A 15357-nucleotide genomic window follows, 5' to 3' on the forward strand; every position below is an offset into this window, starting at 1 on the left:
GGCTGGTAAGGAGGTCGGATGCGCATTTTGCTGACAGGAGCGAGCGGGTTTATCGGCAGGCATCTGCTGAACGTGTTGCTTGCCGAGGGTTATTACGTGGTGGCCGCCGTGCGCAAGCCGCCCGCCGCCGCGCGTGCGCGCCTGAGCTACATCGAGGCTGACTTCGTCAAGGATACCGATAAATCGGTCTGGCTGGCGCGCCTGGACGGCATCGACGTGGTGATCAACACGGTGGGCATTTTTCGCGAGCACGGCAAGCAAACCTTCGCCACGGTGCACAGCGACACGCCGCGCGCCCTGTTCGCCGCCTGCGTCGAGTCGGACGACGTGCGCATGGTGATCCAGCTGTCCGCGCTGGGCGCCGACCAGCAGGCCGACAGCGCCTATCACCTGAGCAAGAAGGCGGCCGACGATTACCTGGCGCGGCTGCCGCTGCGCTCGGCCATCGTGCAGCCCTCCCTGGTGTACGGCAAGGATGGCGTCAGCGCGCGCGTGTTCCGCACCCTGGCCAGCCTGCCGTTGTGCGCCCGTTTCGGCGATGCGCCGCAACTGGTACAGCCGATCCATGTGGACGACGTGGCCAGCGCCATCGCCAGCCTGATCCGGCGCCCGCTGCCGGTCGGCCCCGGCGGCGCCACCGCCCAGCGCATCGCCCTGGTCGGCCCGAGCGCCTTGTCGTTCACCGATTATCTGGCGGCGCTGAGGAGCGGCATGGGCCTGGGCAAGCTGCGCGTGCTACGCTTGCCATTCTGGTGCGGCAGCGCGTTGGCAGGCATCGGTCGCCTGGTGCCGGGCAGCCTGCTCAACCGCGACGCCCTGCGCATGCTCGAACGCGGCAACAGCGCCGATCCGGGCATGACGGTGCGCCTGCTTGGCCGCCTGCCGCGTCCGGTCAGCAGTTTCATCGACGACCCCGCCGCCGAGCGCATGCAAGCCAAGCTGCACTGGCTGATGCCGGTGCTGCGCGTCAGCATCGCGGCGGTGTGGATTGCCACGGCGGCGGTCTCGGCCGGGCTGTACCCGGTCGAACAGAGTGTCCAGTTGCTCGAACGCACAGGCGTGCCAGCCGCGCTGGCGCCCCTGATGCTGTACGGCGCCTGCGCGCTCGACCTGCTGATCGGGATCGGCATCCTGACCCGGAAACGGCGGCGCTGGCTGTGGGGCGCGCAACTGCTGCTGATCGGTTTCTATACCCTGGTGATTGCCTTCAGGCTGCCGGAATTCCTGCTCCATCCGTACGGACCGCTGAGCAAGAACCTGCCCATGCTGGCCGCCATCTGGCTGCTGTTCGAACTTGAGGAAAAGTAATGGATTACATGATCGTCAAATGGCTGCACATCCTGTCGTCGACGTTTTTGTTCGGCACCGGCATCGGCTCGGCCTTCTACATGCTGTTCACCAGCCTGAGCCGCGACGTGCGCGCCATCGCCGTGGTCAGCCGCCACGTGGTGCTGGCCGACTGGATTTTCACCACCACCACCATCGTCGTCCAGCCGGTCACCGGCCTGTACATGATCCACCTGGCCGGCTATCCCTGGACCAGCGCCTGGATCGTGTGGTCGGTCGGCTTGTATTTTTTTGCCGGCGCCTGCTGGCTGCCGGTGGTGTGGATGCAGCTGCGCATGCGCGACATGGCCCAGGTGGCCGCGCGCGACAGCAGCGAGCTGCCGGCCCTGTACTGGCGCTACCTGCGCTTCTGGGTGGTGCTGGGGATTCCGGCGTTCTTCGCGCTGGTGATCGTGTTCTGGCTGATGGTGTCGAAACCCGTATGAGCGCGCCCATGATCGCGTACGCCAATCTGTCCGGCGACTCCGGGGTGCGGGCGTACCGCATCGGCGCGCGCCAGATCACGGTGCGCTTCGCCGGCGGCGCGGAGTATGTGTACACCCATGCCAGCGCCGGGCGCGAGCACGTGGAAGCCATGAAGCTGCTGGCGCGGGCGGGGCGGGGCCTGGCCACCTACATCAGCCAGCATGTGCACGATGCCTACGCCGGCAAGCAGCCTTAAACGACCGGCCAAGGTGTTGGCAACTGCACCCGGAAGCAGCAGCCGCCCGCCGCGCCCGCCAGGCAGCGCACGTCGCCGCCATGATGGCGCGCGATCTGGCGCACCAGGCTGAGGCCCAGGCCGACGCCGCCGGCCGACTCGCTCGCCCCCGGCACCCGGTAAAACGGCTCGAAGATGCGTTCGCGCTGCGCCTCGGGCACGCCGGGGCCGCTGTCGCACACATCGAGCACGATCGTCTCCTTGTCTTGCCAGCGCAGGCTGGCGTGCACCGAGGAGCCGGCCCCGTAGCGCGCCGCGTTTTCCAGCAGATTGCGCACCAGGCGCCGCAGCAGGCGCGCGTCGCCCGCCACGGTCAGCGCCGCCGCCTCGAAGCCCGCTCCCATCCGCGTGCACTCCTCGGCCACGATGGCGGCCAGGTCGACCTGCTCGTCGCTGCGCGCCAGCTCGGCGGTAGCGTCGAGCCGGCTGGCCAGCAAGACTTCATCGATCAACTGGTCGAGTTCGCCGATATTGCGCGTGAGTTCGTCGCGAATCGCCGGCGCCGCCTGATCCTGCATCAGTTCGACTGCCATGCGGATCCGCGCCAGCGGCGAGCGCAGTTCGTGCGAGGCATTCGCCAGCAAGCTTTTCTGCGAACCGACCAGCGCTTCGATGCGCGCCGCCGCCTGGTTGAAGCTGGTGGCCAGGCGCGCCACTTCATCCTTGCCTTCGACCGCGACGCGGGTAGCAAGCTGGCCGCCGCCCCAGGTTTCCACGCTCGATTGCAAGCGTTCCAGGCGCCGCGTGAGGCGCCGCACCACCGGATAGGCGGCGGCGGCCACCATCATGGCGACCAGCAGCAGCACCGCCAGCAAGCCGAACGAGGCGCTCTTGCCGTAGGCGCGCTGGCCGACCAGCCAGCGGCCATCCTGCAATTGCAAGGTGAACACCGCCATCGGCCCGAACAGCCTGGTGTTGCGCTGGGCCTTCGACAGGGGCGGCAAGGGCTTGCCGATGGCCGCCACCGGCTCGCCGCCGGGCGTGTACAGCGCCAGGTCGGTTTGCAGGCGTTTGCCCCAGCGGGTCAGCACGGCTTGCTGTAGCGCCGCCGGCGCGCTGGCGGGCGGCAGCACGCTGGACGCCAGCTCGGTCATGGCCTCATTGCCCGAGTTCAGGTGTTCCGGATCGTAGGCCCAGTGCACCAGCCCGAACAGGCAGGCGGCCAGTCCCAGGCTCACCAGCAGCGCCACATAGATGCGCAGGTACAGGTGGTGGGCCATGGAAAAGCGCCGCGCGTGCCGGCCGCGGCCGCGCTCCCGGGGCGGGGCGCAGTCGGGCTCGGCTGCGCGCTTCCAGCCACGCTCGCGGCCACGACGGCCCTTGCCGTCATCGGCTGCGGCCTCGCGCTCGCGCTCGCGCCTACGCATCCTGCACCTTGGCGAACACATAGCCGGCGCCGCGCACGGTGATGATGCGTTTGGGCTGCTTGGGATCGTCCTCGATGGCCTGGCGCAGGCGTCCGATATGCACGTCGATCGAGCGGTCGAACGGTTCCAGCGACTCGCCCTTGACGGCGTCGATCAGGTGTTCGCGCGAGAGCACGCGTCCGGCGCGCTCGGCCAGCGCCAGCAGCAGGTCGAACTGGTAAGACGTCAGGCTGCGCGCCTGGCCGTCGATGCTGACCCTGCGCGCGCCGGTATCGATCGCCAGGCGGCCGAACTGGCGCACGCTGGTCTCGGCTTCGGCCAGCTGCGGACGGCGCAGCACGGCGCGCAGGCGCGCCAGCAGTTCGCGCGGCTCGAACGGCTTGGGCAGGTAATCGTCGGCCCCCAGTTCCAGCCCCACCACGCGGTCGAGCGGATCGCCCTTGGCGGTGAGCATGACGATCGGCACCGAGGCCAGCGGCGCGCCCAGGGCGCGGATGCGGCGGCACACCTCCAGGCCGTCGGCGTCGGGCAGCATCAGGTCGAGCAGGACCAGGGCCGGCGGATTCGCCTTCAGCTCGGCCAGCCCGGCGGCGGCGGTGGTGGCGTGCGCCACCGCGTAACCGTTCTGGCCGAGGTAGGTGACGACCATGCCGGCCAGGCGCTCGTCGTCTTCAATCATCAAAATGCGTGGAAGCATGCTGGAGCTGACTTGTCGTCCAAAGTGTCGAAAGGCCCAAGGATACATGGCTCGGCGGGTTCGAGACAGGCGCTCATTGCATGCGGTTTTTCATGTGCCCGGCAAAGCGCACACGCTGCTCTGGTGTGAGCACGTCGGCCGCGTCCGCCACCGCGTCCAGGATGCGCTTGCTGGCCGTGTCGAGCCGCGCCACTTCTTCCACCCGCAACTGTTCCAGGGCAACCCGGTCGACGGTGGGGGCCGACAGCAGCGCGTGGGCCTTGTCGCGGCTGGCCTTGTGTTCGCGGTACGTCGGTTGCAGGTCGGCAAAGGCGGATTTGACGATGGCGGACAGGCGCGCCTTTTGCTCGGCCGTGCCATCTTTCAGGAGGTGCTCGACCATCTTGTCGATGTGTTTGGCGGCGTCGGCCGGGTCCATCGCCGCGAAATGGCCGCGATGGCCGCACATGCCGCGCCCTTCGCTGGCGAAGCTGGCGCCGGCCAGGGACATGGCGCCGGCGGCCAGCCCGAAGGCGGCGCCGATCAGCCAGCGGCGGCCGCGCCGTTTCGGGCCGTGCTCGCCCTCAGGATGGGCGTGGGAGTGATGCGAATGTTTATGGAAATTCATGGCTTGCCTTTCGTGAGCGCGGGACCAGGGTGGGCTCGCATGGTTCCACTGTAGGGCGTCCCCCTGTCTGCTTCGTGTGCGGCCGGTAAAGTTTTGTAAAGCGGGTGCTTGTGCATCTTCCACGTTTCCAATATCATGGAAATATCGAATATGGAGTACAAGATGGAAAACAAGAATGCATTGGCGGCCCTGGCCGCGCTGGCCCAGGAATCGCGGCTGGCGGTGTTCCGCCTGCTGATCGAGGCGGGGCCGGGCGGCATGGCGCCGGGGCAGATTGGCGAGCGGCTCGGCATTCCACCATCGTCGCTATCGTTCCACCTCAAGGAGTTGACTCATGCCGGGCTGATCGCACCGACCCAGAGCGGGCGCTACCTGATCTACGCGGCCCATATGCCGACCATGCATGCGCTGATCGGCTTTTTGACCGAGAACTGCTGCGGCGGCAATCCCTGCGGGCCGGACGCCGGCCCCGCGCTGGCATGACCCTGGGGCCCGCCTTGGGGCGCCGCATGGTGGCGGAAGGGCTGGGCAGCGCCTTCCTGTTGGCGCTCGTGGTCGGTTCCGGCATCATGGCCGAGCGCCTGGCGGGTGGCAATGTGGCGCTGGCGCTGCTGGCCAATGCCATCGCGACCGGGGCCGGGCTGGCGGCGCTGATCCTCACCTTCGGCGCCGTCTCGGGCGCGCATTTCAATCCGCTGGTGAGCTTGTCGGCGGCCTGGCAAGGGCAGTTGCCGACGGCCCAGGTGCTGCCCTACATCGCGGCGCAGCTGACCGGCGCCTTCGCCGGGGTGATGGCCGCGCATGCCATGTTCGACCTGCCGCTGCTGTCCGCGTCGCTGCATGTGCGCACCGGCCCGTCCCAGTGGTGGAGCGAATTCGTGGCCAGTTTCGGCTTGCTCGGGGTCATTATCGGCTGTTCGCGCAGCCGCCCGGGCGCCACGCCGTTCGCCGTGGCCGCCTACATCACGGCCGCTTACTGGTTCACCGGATCGACCTCGTTCGCCAATCCGGCGCTGACCCTGGCACGCGCGGCCAGCGCTACCTTCGCCGGCATCCGGCCGGCCGACGCGCCCGCTTTCATCCTGGCCCAACTGGCGGGCGCGGGCGCGGCAACCTTGCTGTTCCGCTGGCTATACCGGACCGTGCCCGATGCCGCCTCATCTTGATCTTCACTTTTCAGAAAATGCCATGAAAAACGTCTTGTTCCTCTGCACCGGCAACTCGTGCCGCTCGATCCTGGCCGAAGCGACCTTCAACCATCTGGCGCCGCCCGGCTGGCATGCGATGAGCGCCGGCAGCAAGCCGACCGGCGAGGTGCATCCGCGCTCGCTGGCCCTGCTGGCGCGCGAAGGCATCGCCAGCGCGGGGTATCACAGCAAGTCGTGGGACAGCCTGGCGCTCACGCCCGATATCGTCATCACGGTGTGCGCCAGCGCGGCCGGGGAAAGCTGTCCCGCCTACCTGGGACCGGTGCTGCGCGCGCACTGGGGCGTGGACGATCCGGCCCATGCCAGCGGCAGCGAAGCGCAGATCGACGCCAGCTTCATGCGGGCGTATGCCACCTTGCGCGCGCGCATCGAGGCGCTGTTGGCGCTGCCCGCGGCGACCCTGGACGGCGCGCCCGATGCCCTGAAACGCGAACTTGACCGGATCGCTGCCTTGCACGGATAAGCGGCGCTCCAGAGCTCTACCGAAGTAAAGGATTTCATATTGCCATTCAGTTAAAAAACCCGGGCGTGCGGTGGCGAACAGTGTTGCTCGATATGTAGGCATACCCTGAATGCAAGTAAGCTACAACGGGCAGCACATGAAATACCGGGGGAAGGCAGAACGCAAGGCCTACGGCATGTTCCGCATGGTCAAGGCGATCGACCGCGCCATCGACTCTCAATCCGGCGAAGAGAAGGCGCGCGCCGCGCGCTGGGCCTCGGCGTGGGGCGCGATCAGCGGCATTCGTTCGCGCGGCATGCGGTTGCGCCGCACCCACCTGTTCCAGCAGCGCCCGCGCAGCAAGACGCCGTCGAACGCCTGACGGCCCGTGGCAAGCGCTGTCACACGCGCTTGAAGTCCTCCATCACGATCCGGGTTGCCGCGGCCAGGATCTCGCTATTGGCCTTGGCGTCCGGCGCGGCCTGGGTGTAGTACAAGGCCAGCACGACCGGCGCGCCCTTGGGCGGAAACACGATGCCGATATCGTTGCTCGAACCATAGGCGCCGGTACCGGTCTTGTCGGCCACCGCCCAGCCGGCCGGCACACCAGCACGGATGCGTGCCGCGCCGGTCGTGTTGCCGCGCATCCATTCCTGCAACTGGTCGCGCTGCGCCGGCGCCAAGCCGTCGTCGAGCGCCACGCGGCGCAGCAGGGTCGCCATCGCCTGCGGCGTGGTGGTGTCGCGCGGATCGCCCGGAATCGCCGTGTTGAGCTCGGTTTCCCAGCGGTCCAGCCGGAACGTGGTATCGCCCACGCTGCGCGCGAACGCGGTCACGCCGGCCGGGCCGCCGATGAGTTTCATGAGCAGGTTGGCGGCCGCGTTGTCGCTGTACTGGATGGTCGCCGCGCACAGTTCGGCCACCGTCATGCCCGTCTCCAGCTCTTGCTCGGTAATCGGGGAATAGGTCACCAGATCGGCCTTGGTGTAGCGCACCCGCTGCGCCAGCAAGCCGGGCACGTTCTTGCCATGCGCGAGGATGGCGGCGGCGGCGATCGCCTTGAAGGTGCTGCACATCGGAAAGCGCTGGTCGGCGCGATGCCCGACCTGCCGGCCGTTGCCGGTATCGAGCGCGGCCATGCCCAAGCGTCCGCCGGCAGCCTTTTCGAGCGCCGCCAGGCGCGGATGCGCCCCGGTGACGGGGGCCGATACCGGGACCGGGCAGTACGGTAAAACGCAGCCCGCGAGCAGGGGAGCGCAGGCGCCAGCAGCCAGCAAGGCGCGCCGGCGCGGCGAAAAGAGAAGCGAAGAAGTCATGGCAGCTTTCGGTTGTGGAATGGACACGGCACGGTGTTGCAGAGCCGCCATTCTCCACGATGCCTTGTCGCATCTCAACCATTGTCTTGTGGAAATATGGTCTTCTGTCGATATCCCCTCTCCGCTTGCGCGCCGTGCGCAGGGACGCCGGGCTGTCCACAGAAAAGGAAACTCCCGATGAAATCCGAATCGTTCCGCCTGACTATTTTTCACAAGCTGGTGATCACCTTGCTGGCGGTATCGCTCATTCCGCTGCTGGGCGTCTGGTACGCGGGCAGCAGCCAGGCGCGCTCCGACGCGGCCGCGACCAGTTCGCAGCAACTGATGATGACCGCCAACGGCATCGCCACCGGCATTACCGGCTGGGACGAAGCCAACGTGCGCGCCTTGCGCCAGACCGCCAAGCTCGACGACATCCGCAGCATGGACCCGGTGCGCCAGACCCCCATCCTGCGCACCATGGGCGAGAGTTACGAATGGGCCTTCGTGGTCTTCACCATCGAGCCGACCGGCGAGAACATCGCGCGCAGCGACGACAAGCCGCTGACCCGCTTCGGCGAACGCAGCTATTTTCAGGCGGCCATGAAGGGCGAGGTATCGAGCCGCCAGGTACTGATCAGCAAGTCGACCGGCCGTCCCGCCCTGACCGTGGCGGTACCGATCCGCAACGCCATGGGCGGCACGGTGGGCGTGCTGGCCATGGCCATGAAGCTGGACGATATTTCCCGGGTTATCAAGGACACCCGCATCGGCGAGACCGGCTATGCGATCCTGCTCGACGCCGACAACAAGGTGATCGCCTCGGGCCGGCCCGACCAGGCCACCGACGCGGTCCAGGACATGAGCAACTATGCGGCCCTCAAGATCGATGGCATCAGCGAGCAGCCGACCGTGTACGTGTCGGGCGACAAGCGGGTGGTCGGCTACTCGCGCAAACTGCCGCAGGGCTGGACCCTGCTGGTGGAACAGGATTATGCCGAAGCCTACGCCGCGCTGGAACGCATCGAAACCGGCGCGCGCGTGCTGATCGTGCTGACCGCCGTGCTGGTGGTGGGCGTGGCCGCCTTCGTGGCCAAACAGTTGACGATGCCGATCAACCAGCTGATCCTGGTGGCGGAACAGCTGAGCAAGGGCGAGTTCGCGGAGAGCATTCCCGGCACCCTGCGCGGCGATGAAATCGGTTCGCTGGCGCGCGCCATCGAACGGCTGGGCATCAGCATCCAGATGGCCATCAGCCGGCTGAGCCGCAGAGCATGACGCACGCAAGGGAGACGCCATGACACACCAGGAGCTGATGCCGTTCGACGGCATCGTGGACCAGTTGCGGCATTTCCGCGACCAGCGCCGCACCGGCACCGCGTTCATCGTCAGCGACGACAACCGCATGGCCCAGGTGCATATGGACAGCGGCAATATCGTCATGCTGCTGTGCCGCGGGCAGCGCGGGGAAGAGGCGGTGGCGGCGATGCGCACCATGCTGCGCGCCAGCGTGCGCTTCGACGACAGTTATGTGGCGAAGCAGACGGGCACCAGGGCGGCCGGCGTGAACCTGATGGACTTGCTCAACGATCCGGCGCCGCTGGGTGCGCATGTCAGGTCGGCGGCGCGGACGGGGCCGCAGCCGACCCGCCCGCGTGCGGCGCCGGCCGCGTTTGCGCGTGACGATCTGCTCAAGCTCGAGCGCATGCTGGCCGTGCACATTGGGCCGATGGCGACCATTGTCTGCGCCGAACACGCCAGCGAGGCGAGCGACCTGCGCATCTTGGTGATGGCACTGGCGGCCGATATTCCGGACAAGAAGCAGGCTGCCGATTTCCGGCTGGAAGCGGGACGCGCGCTGGGGCTGGGGGCGGTTTAGGGGGGTGGGGACGGCGCGGCGTCCCGTCCGGCTGCCAGTGCGACCAGCAGCAGTCCGCCAACGGACATCAGGGCAGCGATGCCGATGGACTGCAGGGTCCAGGCCAATTTCCACCATATACCGCCGGCCCCGCAGACCATCACGCCGCTGTAGACAAGCAGTTTGCGCCAGAGGGGCAAGCCGGCAAGCAGCCCGGCCAGATCCGCGCTGGCGGAGGATGTGGCCGACGGTGCGGCGGCGGTGCCGGCCCAGACCGCGCGTTCCAGCAGAATATCTTCGCCGCGTGCAGCCGCGGGAAAACCGCAGGCGGTACAGGTATCGTGCGCGGCGCTATTGCTGCGCCTGCAGACGTGGCATTGCCACTCGTAAGCTTGCATGGTCGGATGTCCAGAAATGAATCCGACGCAGTGTAGCACCGGCCCGCTTCACACTCAGCACATTCCCAGCGCACACGCGCTTGCTACGCTCATGGCCTGACAAGTTTCCTCTGGAACGCCATGACCGAGCATCACGACCACCTCAACCCCACCGTTACCTCAGCTGCGCCCCACCCGGTGCGTTTTTCCATCCACGCAGCGATCTGGTTCGCCGGCGTGATCCTGCCGCTCATCGCGATGGCGGTCCTGCTCGCGGGCACGCACCTGGCGGGGACGGGACTGTCGGACACCTTCGCCGTGCACCTGTTCCTGATTGCCAGCGTCCCGCTGGCCAACGCCCTGATGATGATCGCCCTCAAGAGCGGGCAGCCTGCGCTGTCATGGCCGCTGGCGCTGCTGCACGGCTTCGCCACCGGAATCAGCGCCTTCTTCACCGTGCTGTTCCTGCCGCTCACGCCGGACGGCTTGGCCACCATCATCTTCTTTGGCATCGGCTTGCTGATGCTCGCGCCGCTGCTGTCGCTGGTGGCCTCCGTGGCCGCGCGGCGCCTGCTCGGGCGCCGGGTGCTGGCAGGCGGCGGCGCGCCGCTGCGTTCGGCCTGGCCCGGCGCGCTGATGGCGCTGGCCATCGTCGGCACCATGGAACTGCCGTCCGCCATCACGCGCATCGGCGTGCGCGTGGCGGCCGACGAGTCGCACGCCACCCGCGCGAACGGGCTACGCCTGCTGCGCTACCTCGGCAACGAAAAAATCATGCTGGCCCTGTGCTACGGAGAGGGCAACGTCCCACTCGACGTGACCAGCCTCGTTCTGATGAAGCGGGTCTCGACCGACGCCGAGGATGCGCGCGTCGTCTATTACCGCCTCACCGGCACCCCGTTCAGCGCCGTACCGGTGTCCGCAAACGAGAAAGCCGCCTCGTGGCGCTCCTACGATCGGGATGCCGGCAAAGCGCAGGTTGGCGCGCGCGTGCCCGGCCTGACGCTGGCCAGTTCGCGCATCGATGGCACGCTCGATGCCCGCGCGGCGCTCGGCTACCTGGAGTGGACCATGGTGATCCGCAACGATTCACGCGAAGCCGAAGAGGCACGCGCGCGCATCACCGTGCCGGCCGGCGCGGTGGTGGCGCGGGTGACGCTGTGGGACGAGAGCGGAGAGCACAACACCGTGCCCGCCGGCGGCATCGAGGCACGCGAGGCGCGGCACAAGGTCAATTCGTCCGAGCGCGCTCCGATGCTGGTGAGCACGGCGGGCAAGGACCACATCATGCTCCAGCTGCGGTCCGTGCCGGCCAAGGGCGAGCTGACCGTGCGCATTGCGATGAGCGCGCCGCTGATGCTCGATGAACCAGGCCTGGGCTATCTGCAACTGCCCTCGTTCAGCGAACGCAATGTCGAGATCGCGCCGGCCTTGCGTCATGCGGTGTCGGTGGAATCGGCCAGCGCGCTGCGGGGCGCACCCGGCATGCGCGAGCAAGCCGGCGCCCACTTGCCGTTCGCGGTACGGGGCGACATCGCCGAACCGCTGCCGGGCATCGGCGCGGCCATCATCGGCGCCGTGCGCGCGCCGGCCGACACGCAGGCGTGGAGCCTCGACCCGACAACGCCGGGCGGCGTGATCGTGCAAACCATCAGCCGCAACAGCGCGCGCATTCCGCGCCGCGTGGCACTGGTGATCGACGGCTCGGTCGCGCTGGCGGCGCAACGGGAGCAGCTGGCGCGCGCCGCGACCTCCTTCCCGGGCAACGTTGAAGTGGGCGTGATCGTGGCCGGCGACGAGGCGCCGCAGGTGTTCCTGCACGATCCTTCCGACACGCTGGCCAGCGTGCGGCGCCTGCAGGACATCGCCTATGAAGGAGGTCACGACAACAGCGCGGCGCTGCTGGCGGCGTGGGAATGGGCGGCGGCGGCCAGCGACGGCGCGGTGGTGTGGATCCACGGGCCGCAGCCGGCCATGCCCGGCACGGCGGACGCGCTGCTGCAGCATTACCGGCAGCACCCGGACCGGGTGCGCATGATCGGCCTGGAAGCGGTCACCGGTACCAACGTCCTGTGGGAAGAGATGGATGGCGTGGCCGCACTGTCGCGCGTGCCGCGCATCGGATCCTTGCACGACGATCTGGTACGCCTGCTCGGCGGCTGGAAACCGGCGGCGCGCCAGGTCGTGGCCGAGCGCCGCCGCGGCACCGGCCCCCAGCCGGCGCAGGAAAAAACCTCGCTCGGCCTGACCCGCTTGTGGGCGGGCGAGCGCGCCGCCCTGCTGCGCGCGAACAGCACAAGGACGCCGCAGGACGAGGAGCAATTGCGGCGCCTTGAGCAGTTGCTGAAGGAGGGTGGGCTTGACGGATTCAAATAGAATCTATATTCTATTTGAATGGTCAGACTCGCAAAATACAACGCACATACCTTTATCGACGGCGCCATCGGCATCGCCGCCACCTGCGGCATCGGCTCGGTGTCGATGTCGGCGATCGCCATCCGGGCCGGGGCGCCGATCGGGTCGGTGTATCACCGCTTCGATTCGCGCAGCACCTTGCTGGCGCACGCGTGGCTGACGGTGAAAGCCGATTTCCGCGAACAGGTGGCGCGCCACTGGGATGAGGAAGACACCTGGATAGCGGTGGCGGCGCTGCTCGACTGGTGCCGCGGCAAACCGGTGTACGCGCGCTTTTTGCTGCAGTACGAAGACTGCCCGGACCTGGGCGCGCCGCCCACGGAGGAACTGAACGAGCTGCTCGAAGCGGAGCAGGCGCGCCTCGATGCCTGCTTCGAGCGCTGCCTGCGGCGGCGCGGCGCCGATGGCGACGATGCCGCCCATACCCTGCGTTTCATGCTGATCGACGCCCCGATCGCCATCGTCAAACCCTACCTGGCCCAGAACAAGCCGATTCCCGCCACGCTCGATTCGATCCTGCGCGCCTCGCATGACGCGGTCGGCGCGCTGGCCGCCTCACCTCACTGAGAACTTATGCGCTACTCCACCCAAACAGAACACGGCAAACCGATTCCCCTGTACGACGAGGCGGGCTTCGAAGCGATGCGCGCGGCCGGCCGCGTGGCCGCCGACACGCTCGACTTCATCGCGCCGCACGTGCGCGCGGGGGTGTCGACGGCAACCCTGGACACAATGTGCGAAGAATTCATGCGCGCCGCCGGCAGCATTCCGGCCACCATCGATTACCACGGCTACAAACACGCCAGCTGCATTTCGGTGAACCACGTGGTCACGCACGGTATTCCGTCGGACAAAAAAATCCTGCGCGAGGGCGACATCGTCAACATCGACGTTACGCCCAAACTCAATGGCTGGTTCGGCGACACCAGCCGCACCTTCGAAGTGGGCACGGTATCGATCCTGGCCAGGCGCCTGGTCGATACGGCTTACGAGGCGATGATGACGGGCGTGCGCACGGTGCGTCCGGGCGCCACCCTGGGCGATGTCGGCGCGGCGATCGAGGCCTGCATCAAGGCGCAGGGGTTTTCATCGGTGCGCGATTTTTGCGGCCATGGCATCGGCCAGGTGTTCCACGATGCGCCGCAGGTGACGCACTACGGGCGCGCCGGCACCGGCATCGTTCTCGAACCGGGCATGATCTTCACGATCGAACCGATGGTCAACGTCGGCACTCACCAGGTGACGGTGTTGCCCGACAAATGGACCACCGTGACCAAGGACCGCAAGTGGTCGGCCCAGTTCGAGCACTCGGTGGCGGTGACCGAGAGCGGCGTCGAAATCTTTACCTTGTCGGCCGCCGGGCGCTAAGCGCGCGGCGGGGTGTTAATACCACTTTTTGCGCTTGCAAAATTGGTATGCATGAAACGGGGCGCATGGCGCCCCTTTTGCCGCCAGCCTCCCTGAACTCAGGTATTGGTGCAAGCCTTGCCGGACAAGCCATCGGCCACGCCGCGCAAGGCCGGCTTTTGCTGATAGCCGCCGTCGAACAGCAGCGGCCAGTCGGCATGCGCGTTTTTAAACAGGTCGGCGATCAGCCAGCTGCTTGGATCGCTCACGCCCCACACCGTCACGCCGCCGCGCAGCTTGGCCGGCACCGTGTCCATGTATGCTTTCACGACCTCGCAATAGCGCTTTTTCTGCGCCAGCGCCAGTGCCGGCGTCAGTTCGCGCTTGATGTCGCCGGCTTTGTACTGGGCGCTGAATGGATTATTGATGGGGATATCGAGCTCGCTGATCTTCACCTTCAGATTGCGGTCCACGGCGCGCTTGAAGGCCGCCGAAATGGTGCTCACCGACGGATAATCCATGAAGATATGCATCTGGAAGCCGACCCCGCTGATCGGCACCGAACGCGCCTTGAAACCATCGAGCATGTTAGTCAGGGTTTGCAGCTTGGCGGTATCGGCCTCGATGTTGTAATCGTTGTAGTACAGGTCGGCCTTCTTGTCGATCGCGCGCGCATTGATGAACGCCTGTTCGATATAGTCGGCGCCCGTCTTCTGGTAAAAAATCGAATTGCGGTAACCACCGCCGTCGTTAATGGCTTCGTTCACCACGTCCCAGCTGGCGACCTTGCCGGAGAAGTGCGTGGCAATCGTTTGCACGTGGGTCTTGAGCATCGCCAGCCAGGCCGCTTTGTCACCCTGATAGTTTTTCATGAACGCAGGGACCTGATAGTCCGAGTGCCAGATCAGGGTATGCGCGTGCAGGGTTTTGCCATTGTCCTTGGCGAACTTCAAAAAGTCGTCGGCCTGGGTAAAGTTGTAGGTATCCCGGGCCGGATGCAGATAACTCATCTTCATGATATTGCCGGCGGTGAGCTGGCTGAAATGCGTCTTGATGGCCGCCTGCTGCGCCGGGTTGTTGTTGTAGCTGAAAGCTTCATTGCCATAGGAGAGAGACACGCCGACCGGGAACTTGGCCAGCCGGCTCAATCTGCTCACGGCGGTGCCGCTGGCTTTCTCGGACGAGCCGGAATCGAAGCCGGTCATCATGTCGTCCGCCTCGCTCGCCATGGCGGGCGGGCGCGCATCGTCCGCTGCCGGAACTGCGTCGGCAATCGCGTCGGCTACCGCGTCGGCTACCGCGTCGGCTACCGCGTCGGCTACCGCCGGTGGCGCAGGCGTGACCGTGGGGCTGCCGGGGTCGGCGTCACCGCCGCAGGCGGAAAGGAGCAGGCATACACTGAAAGTGGCGGAAGTAAAGCGCATCGGATCTCCAGAATGGTTTTATAGGTTGCAACATTAAATGCAAGGAATCATGAAAACGTTTTCATTAGTAAATAAATAACTTTTTGCTTGTTGGATTGTGCGGTAAACACACCGGCAAGTCAATCGCCCGAACCTGCCCGGCACGCAGGCGCGGCGCCTGCAACGGAACCTTCCTTCACGCACTGGTATTGCTTTCGGCGGCAATTTTGAAAACCAGTTGACTACCACTTTTACGGGCAGCATCCTGATTGATTTTGAACTGCAAGCGAGCGC

18 protein-coding genes are annotated in these 15357 nt (G+C 66.7%); 12 read left to right on the top strand and 6 right to left on the bottom strand.

Going from position 1 to position 15357, the window contains the following annotated elements:
- The first annotated feature begins 18 nt into the window (after positions 1-18).
- Genes IV454_RS07595 through IV454_RS07605 form a run of 3 tightly spaced genes read left to right on the top strand, consistent with a single transcriptional unit; the run spans position 19 to position 2008 of the window.
- Positions 19-1308, top strand: coding sequence for an SDR family oxidoreductase (locus IV454_RS07595; RefSeq protein ID WP_206090974.1), 1290 nt, complete (start codon positions 19-21; stop codon positions 1306-1308).
- Complete coding sequence (locus IV454_RS07600) at positions 1308-1772, top strand: DUF2269 family protein (RefSeq protein WP_206090975.1); 465 nt, start codon at positions 1308-1310, stop codon at positions 1770-1772. Before IV454_RS07595 ends, IV454_RS07600 begins: the two co-directional genes overlap by 1 nt.
- Entirely contained in the window at positions 1769-2008 is a 240-nt protein-coding gene (locus IV454_RS07605; protein ID WP_370663132.1) for a hypothetical protein, read from the top strand. Before IV454_RS07600 ends, IV454_RS07605 begins: the two co-directional genes overlap by 4 nt.
- Here IV454_RS07605 and IV454_RS07610 read toward each other — a convergent pair.
- The 3 genes from IV454_RS07610 to IV454_RS07620 form a co-directional block, all read right to left on the bottom strand.
- Complete coding sequence (locus tag IV454_RS07610; RefSeq protein WP_229522115.1) at positions 2005-3414, bottom strand: HAMP domain-containing sensor histidine kinase; 1410 nt, start codon at positions 3412-3414, stop codon at positions 2005-2007. The genes IV454_RS07605 and IV454_RS07610 overlap by 4 nt on opposite strands.
- On the bottom strand, positions 3407-4111 hold the full coding sequence (locus IV454_RS07615) for a response regulator (protein WP_206090976.1): 705 nt from the start codon (positions 4109-4111) through the stop codon (positions 3407-3409). The genes IV454_RS07610 and IV454_RS07615 overlap by 8 nt, the downstream gene beginning before the upstream one ends.
- Positions 4112-4184: 73 nt before the next feature.
- Positions 4185-4718, bottom strand: a complete 534-nt coding sequence (locus IV454_RS07620) for a Spy/CpxP family protein refolding chaperone (RefSeq protein ID WP_206090977.1) — start codon at positions 4716-4718, stop codon at positions 4185-4187.
- 162 nt (positions 4719-4880) lie between these two features.
- On the opposite strand from IV454_RS07620, the gene IV454_RS07625 reads away from it, so the two are divergent.
- The 4 genes from IV454_RS07625 to IV454_RS07640 all read left to right on the top strand — a co-directional run bounded on the left by IV454_RS07625 (position 4881) and on the right by IV454_RS07640 (position 6750).
- Entirely contained in the window at positions 4881-5201 is a 321-nt protein-coding gene (locus IV454_RS07625; RefSeq protein ID WP_206090978.1) for an ArsR/SmtB family transcription factor, read from the top strand.
- Positions 5198-5884, top strand: coding sequence for an aquaporin (locus IV454_RS07630; protein WP_206090979.1), 687 nt, complete (start codon positions 5198-5200; stop codon positions 5882-5884). The genes IV454_RS07625 and IV454_RS07630 overlap by 4 nt, the downstream gene beginning before the upstream one ends.
- A gap of 22 nt (positions 5885-5906) precedes the next feature.
- Positions 5907-6389, top strand: a complete 483-nt coding sequence (locus tag IV454_RS07635; RefSeq protein ID WP_206090980.1) for an arsenate reductase ArsC — start codon at positions 5907-5909, stop codon at positions 6387-6389.
- Positions 6390-6498: 109 nt separating this feature from the next.
- A complete protein-coding gene (locus IV454_RS07640; RefSeq protein ID WP_206090981.1) occupies positions 6499-6750 on the top strand; it encodes a hypothetical protein in 252 nt (83 codons plus the stop codon).
- Positions 6751-6769: 19 nt separating this feature from the next.
- On the opposite strand, the gene bla is transcribed toward IV454_RS07640, so the two are convergent.
- Positions 6770-7684, bottom strand: coding sequence for a class A beta-lactamase (gene bla / locus IV454_RS07645; RefSeq protein WP_206090982.1), 915 nt, complete (start codon positions 7682-7684; stop codon positions 6770-6772).
- A gap of 177 nt (positions 7685-7861) precedes the next feature.
- On the opposite strand from bla, the gene IV454_RS07650 reads away from it, so the two are divergent.
- Positions 7862-8941: a cache domain-containing protein gene (locus IV454_RS07650; RefSeq protein ID WP_206090983.1), complete on the top strand. Its 1080-nt coding sequence runs from the start codon at positions 7862-7864 to the stop codon at positions 8939-8941.
- A 19-nt stretch (positions 8942-8960) separates the two neighbouring features.
- The gene (locus IV454_RS07655) at positions 8961-9542 is read left to right on the top strand and encodes a DUF8082 domain-containing protein (protein WP_206090984.1); all 582 of its coding nucleotides are present in this window, start codon (positions 8961-8963) and stop codon (positions 9540-9542) included.
- Here IV454_RS07655 and IV454_RS07660 read toward each other — a convergent pair.
- Positions 9539-9919 (bottom strand): hypothetical protein, encoded by a 381-nt coding sequence (locus IV454_RS07660; protein WP_206090985.1) that lies wholly within the window; start codon positions 9917-9919, stop codon positions 9539-9541. The two genes, IV454_RS07655 and IV454_RS07660, sit on opposite strands and share 4 nt — an antisense overlap.
- Before the next feature lie 120 nt (positions 9920-10039).
- Here IV454_RS07660 and IV454_RS07665 point away from each other — a divergent pair, with 120 nt between their 5' ends.
- From IV454_RS07665 to map, 3 genes are read left to right on the top strand one after another with little or no spacing between them, the layout of a single operon-like run.
- Positions 10040-12274, top strand: coding sequence for a hypothetical protein (locus IV454_RS07665; RefSeq protein ID WP_206090986.1), 2235 nt, complete (start codon positions 10040-10042; stop codon positions 12272-12274).
- A gap of 18 nt (positions 12275-12292) precedes the next feature.
- Positions 12293-12880 carry a TetR/AcrR family transcriptional regulator gene (locus tag IV454_RS07670; RefSeq protein WP_206090987.1) on the top strand — a complete coding sequence of 196 codons (588 nt, stop codon included), beginning with the start codon at positions 12293-12295 and terminating at the stop codon, positions 12878-12880.
- Between the two features lie 6 nt (positions 12881-12886).
- A complete protein-coding gene (gene map, locus IV454_RS07675; RefSeq protein ID WP_063896225.1) occupies positions 12887-13681 on the top strand; it encodes a type I methionyl aminopeptidase in 795 nt (264 codons plus the stop codon).
- Positions 13682-13779: 98 nt separating this feature from the next.
- On the opposite strand, the gene IV454_RS07680 is transcribed toward map, so the two are convergent.
- Positions 13780-15084: an endo-1,4-beta-xylanase gene (locus IV454_RS07680; protein WP_206090988.1), complete on the bottom strand. Its 1305-nt coding sequence runs from the start codon at positions 15082-15084 to the stop codon at positions 13780-13782.
- Positions 15085-15357: the final 273 nt, after the last annotated feature.

The organism is Massilia antarctica (assembly GCF_015689335.1).
GTDB classification, from domain to species: domain Bacteria; phylum Pseudomonadota; class Gammaproteobacteria; order Burkholderiales; family Burkholderiaceae_D; genus Telluria_A; species Telluria_A antarctica.

Bases quoted from the DNA above. Each gene is read 5' to 3' on its own strand.
- IV454_RS07595 (WP_206090974.1), top strand. From the start codon at position 19: ATGCGCATTTTGCTGACAGGAGCGAGCGGGTTTATCGGCAGGCATCTG.
- IV454_RS07600 (WP_206090975.1), top strand. From the start codon at position 1,308: ATGGATTACATGATCGTCAAATGGCTGCACATCCTGTCGTCGACGTTT.
- IV454_RS07605 (WP_370663132.1), top strand. From the start codon at position 1,769: ATGAGCGCGCCCATGATCGCGTACGCCAATCTGTCCGGCGACTCCGGG.
- IV454_RS07610 (WP_229522115.1), bottom strand. From the start codon at position 3,414: ATGCGTAGGCGCGAGCGCGAGCGCGAGGCCGCAGCCGATGACGGCAAG.
- IV454_RS07615 (WP_206090976.1), bottom strand. From the start codon at position 4,111: ATGCTTCCACGCATTTTGATGATTGAAGACGACGAGCGCCTGGCCGGC.
- IV454_RS07620 (WP_206090977.1), bottom strand. From the start codon at position 4,718: ATGAATTTCCATAAACATTCGCATCACTCCCACGCCCATCCTGAGGGC.
- IV454_RS07625 (WP_206090978.1), top strand. From the start codon at position 4,881: ATGGAAAACAAGAATGCATTGGCGGCCCTGGCCGCGCTGGCCCAGGAA.
- IV454_RS07630 (WP_206090979.1), top strand. From the start codon at position 5,198: ATGACCCTGGGGCCCGCCTTGGGGCGCCGCATGGTGGCGGAAGGGCTG.
- IV454_RS07635 (WP_206090980.1), top strand. From the start codon at position 5,907: ATGAAAAACGTCTTGTTCCTCTGCACCGGCAACTCGTGCCGCTCGATC.
- IV454_RS07640 (WP_206090981.1), top strand. From the start codon at position 6,499: ATGCAAGTAAGCTACAACGGGCAGCACATGAAATACCGGGGGAAGGCA.
- bla (WP_206090982.1), bottom strand. From the start codon at position 7,684: ATGACTTCTTCGCTTCTCTTTTCGCCGCGCCGGCGCGCCTTGCTGGCT.
- IV454_RS07650 (WP_206090983.1), top strand. From the start codon at position 7,862: ATGAAATCCGAATCGTTCCGCCTGACTATTTTTCACAAGCTGGTGATC.
- IV454_RS07655 (WP_206090984.1), top strand. From the start codon at position 8,961: ATGACACACCAGGAGCTGATGCCGTTCGACGGCATCGTGGACCAGTTG.
- IV454_RS07660 (WP_206090985.1), bottom strand. From the start codon at position 9,919: ATGCAAGCTTACGAGTGGCAATGCCACGTCTGCAGGCGCAGCAATAGC.
- IV454_RS07665 (WP_206090986.1), top strand. From the start codon at position 10,040: ATGACCGAGCATCACGACCACCTCAACCCCACCGTTACCTCAGCTGCG.
- IV454_RS07670 (WP_206090987.1), top strand. From the start codon at position 12,293: ATGGTCAGACTCGCAAAATACAACGCACATACCTTTATCGACGGCGCC.
- map (WP_063896225.1), top strand. From the start codon at position 12,887: ATGCGCTACTCCACCCAAACAGAACACGGCAAACCGATTCCCCTGTAC.
- IV454_RS07680 (WP_206090988.1), bottom strand. From the start codon at position 15,084: ATGCGCTTTACTTCCGCCACTTTCAGTGTATGCCTGCTCCTTTCCGCC.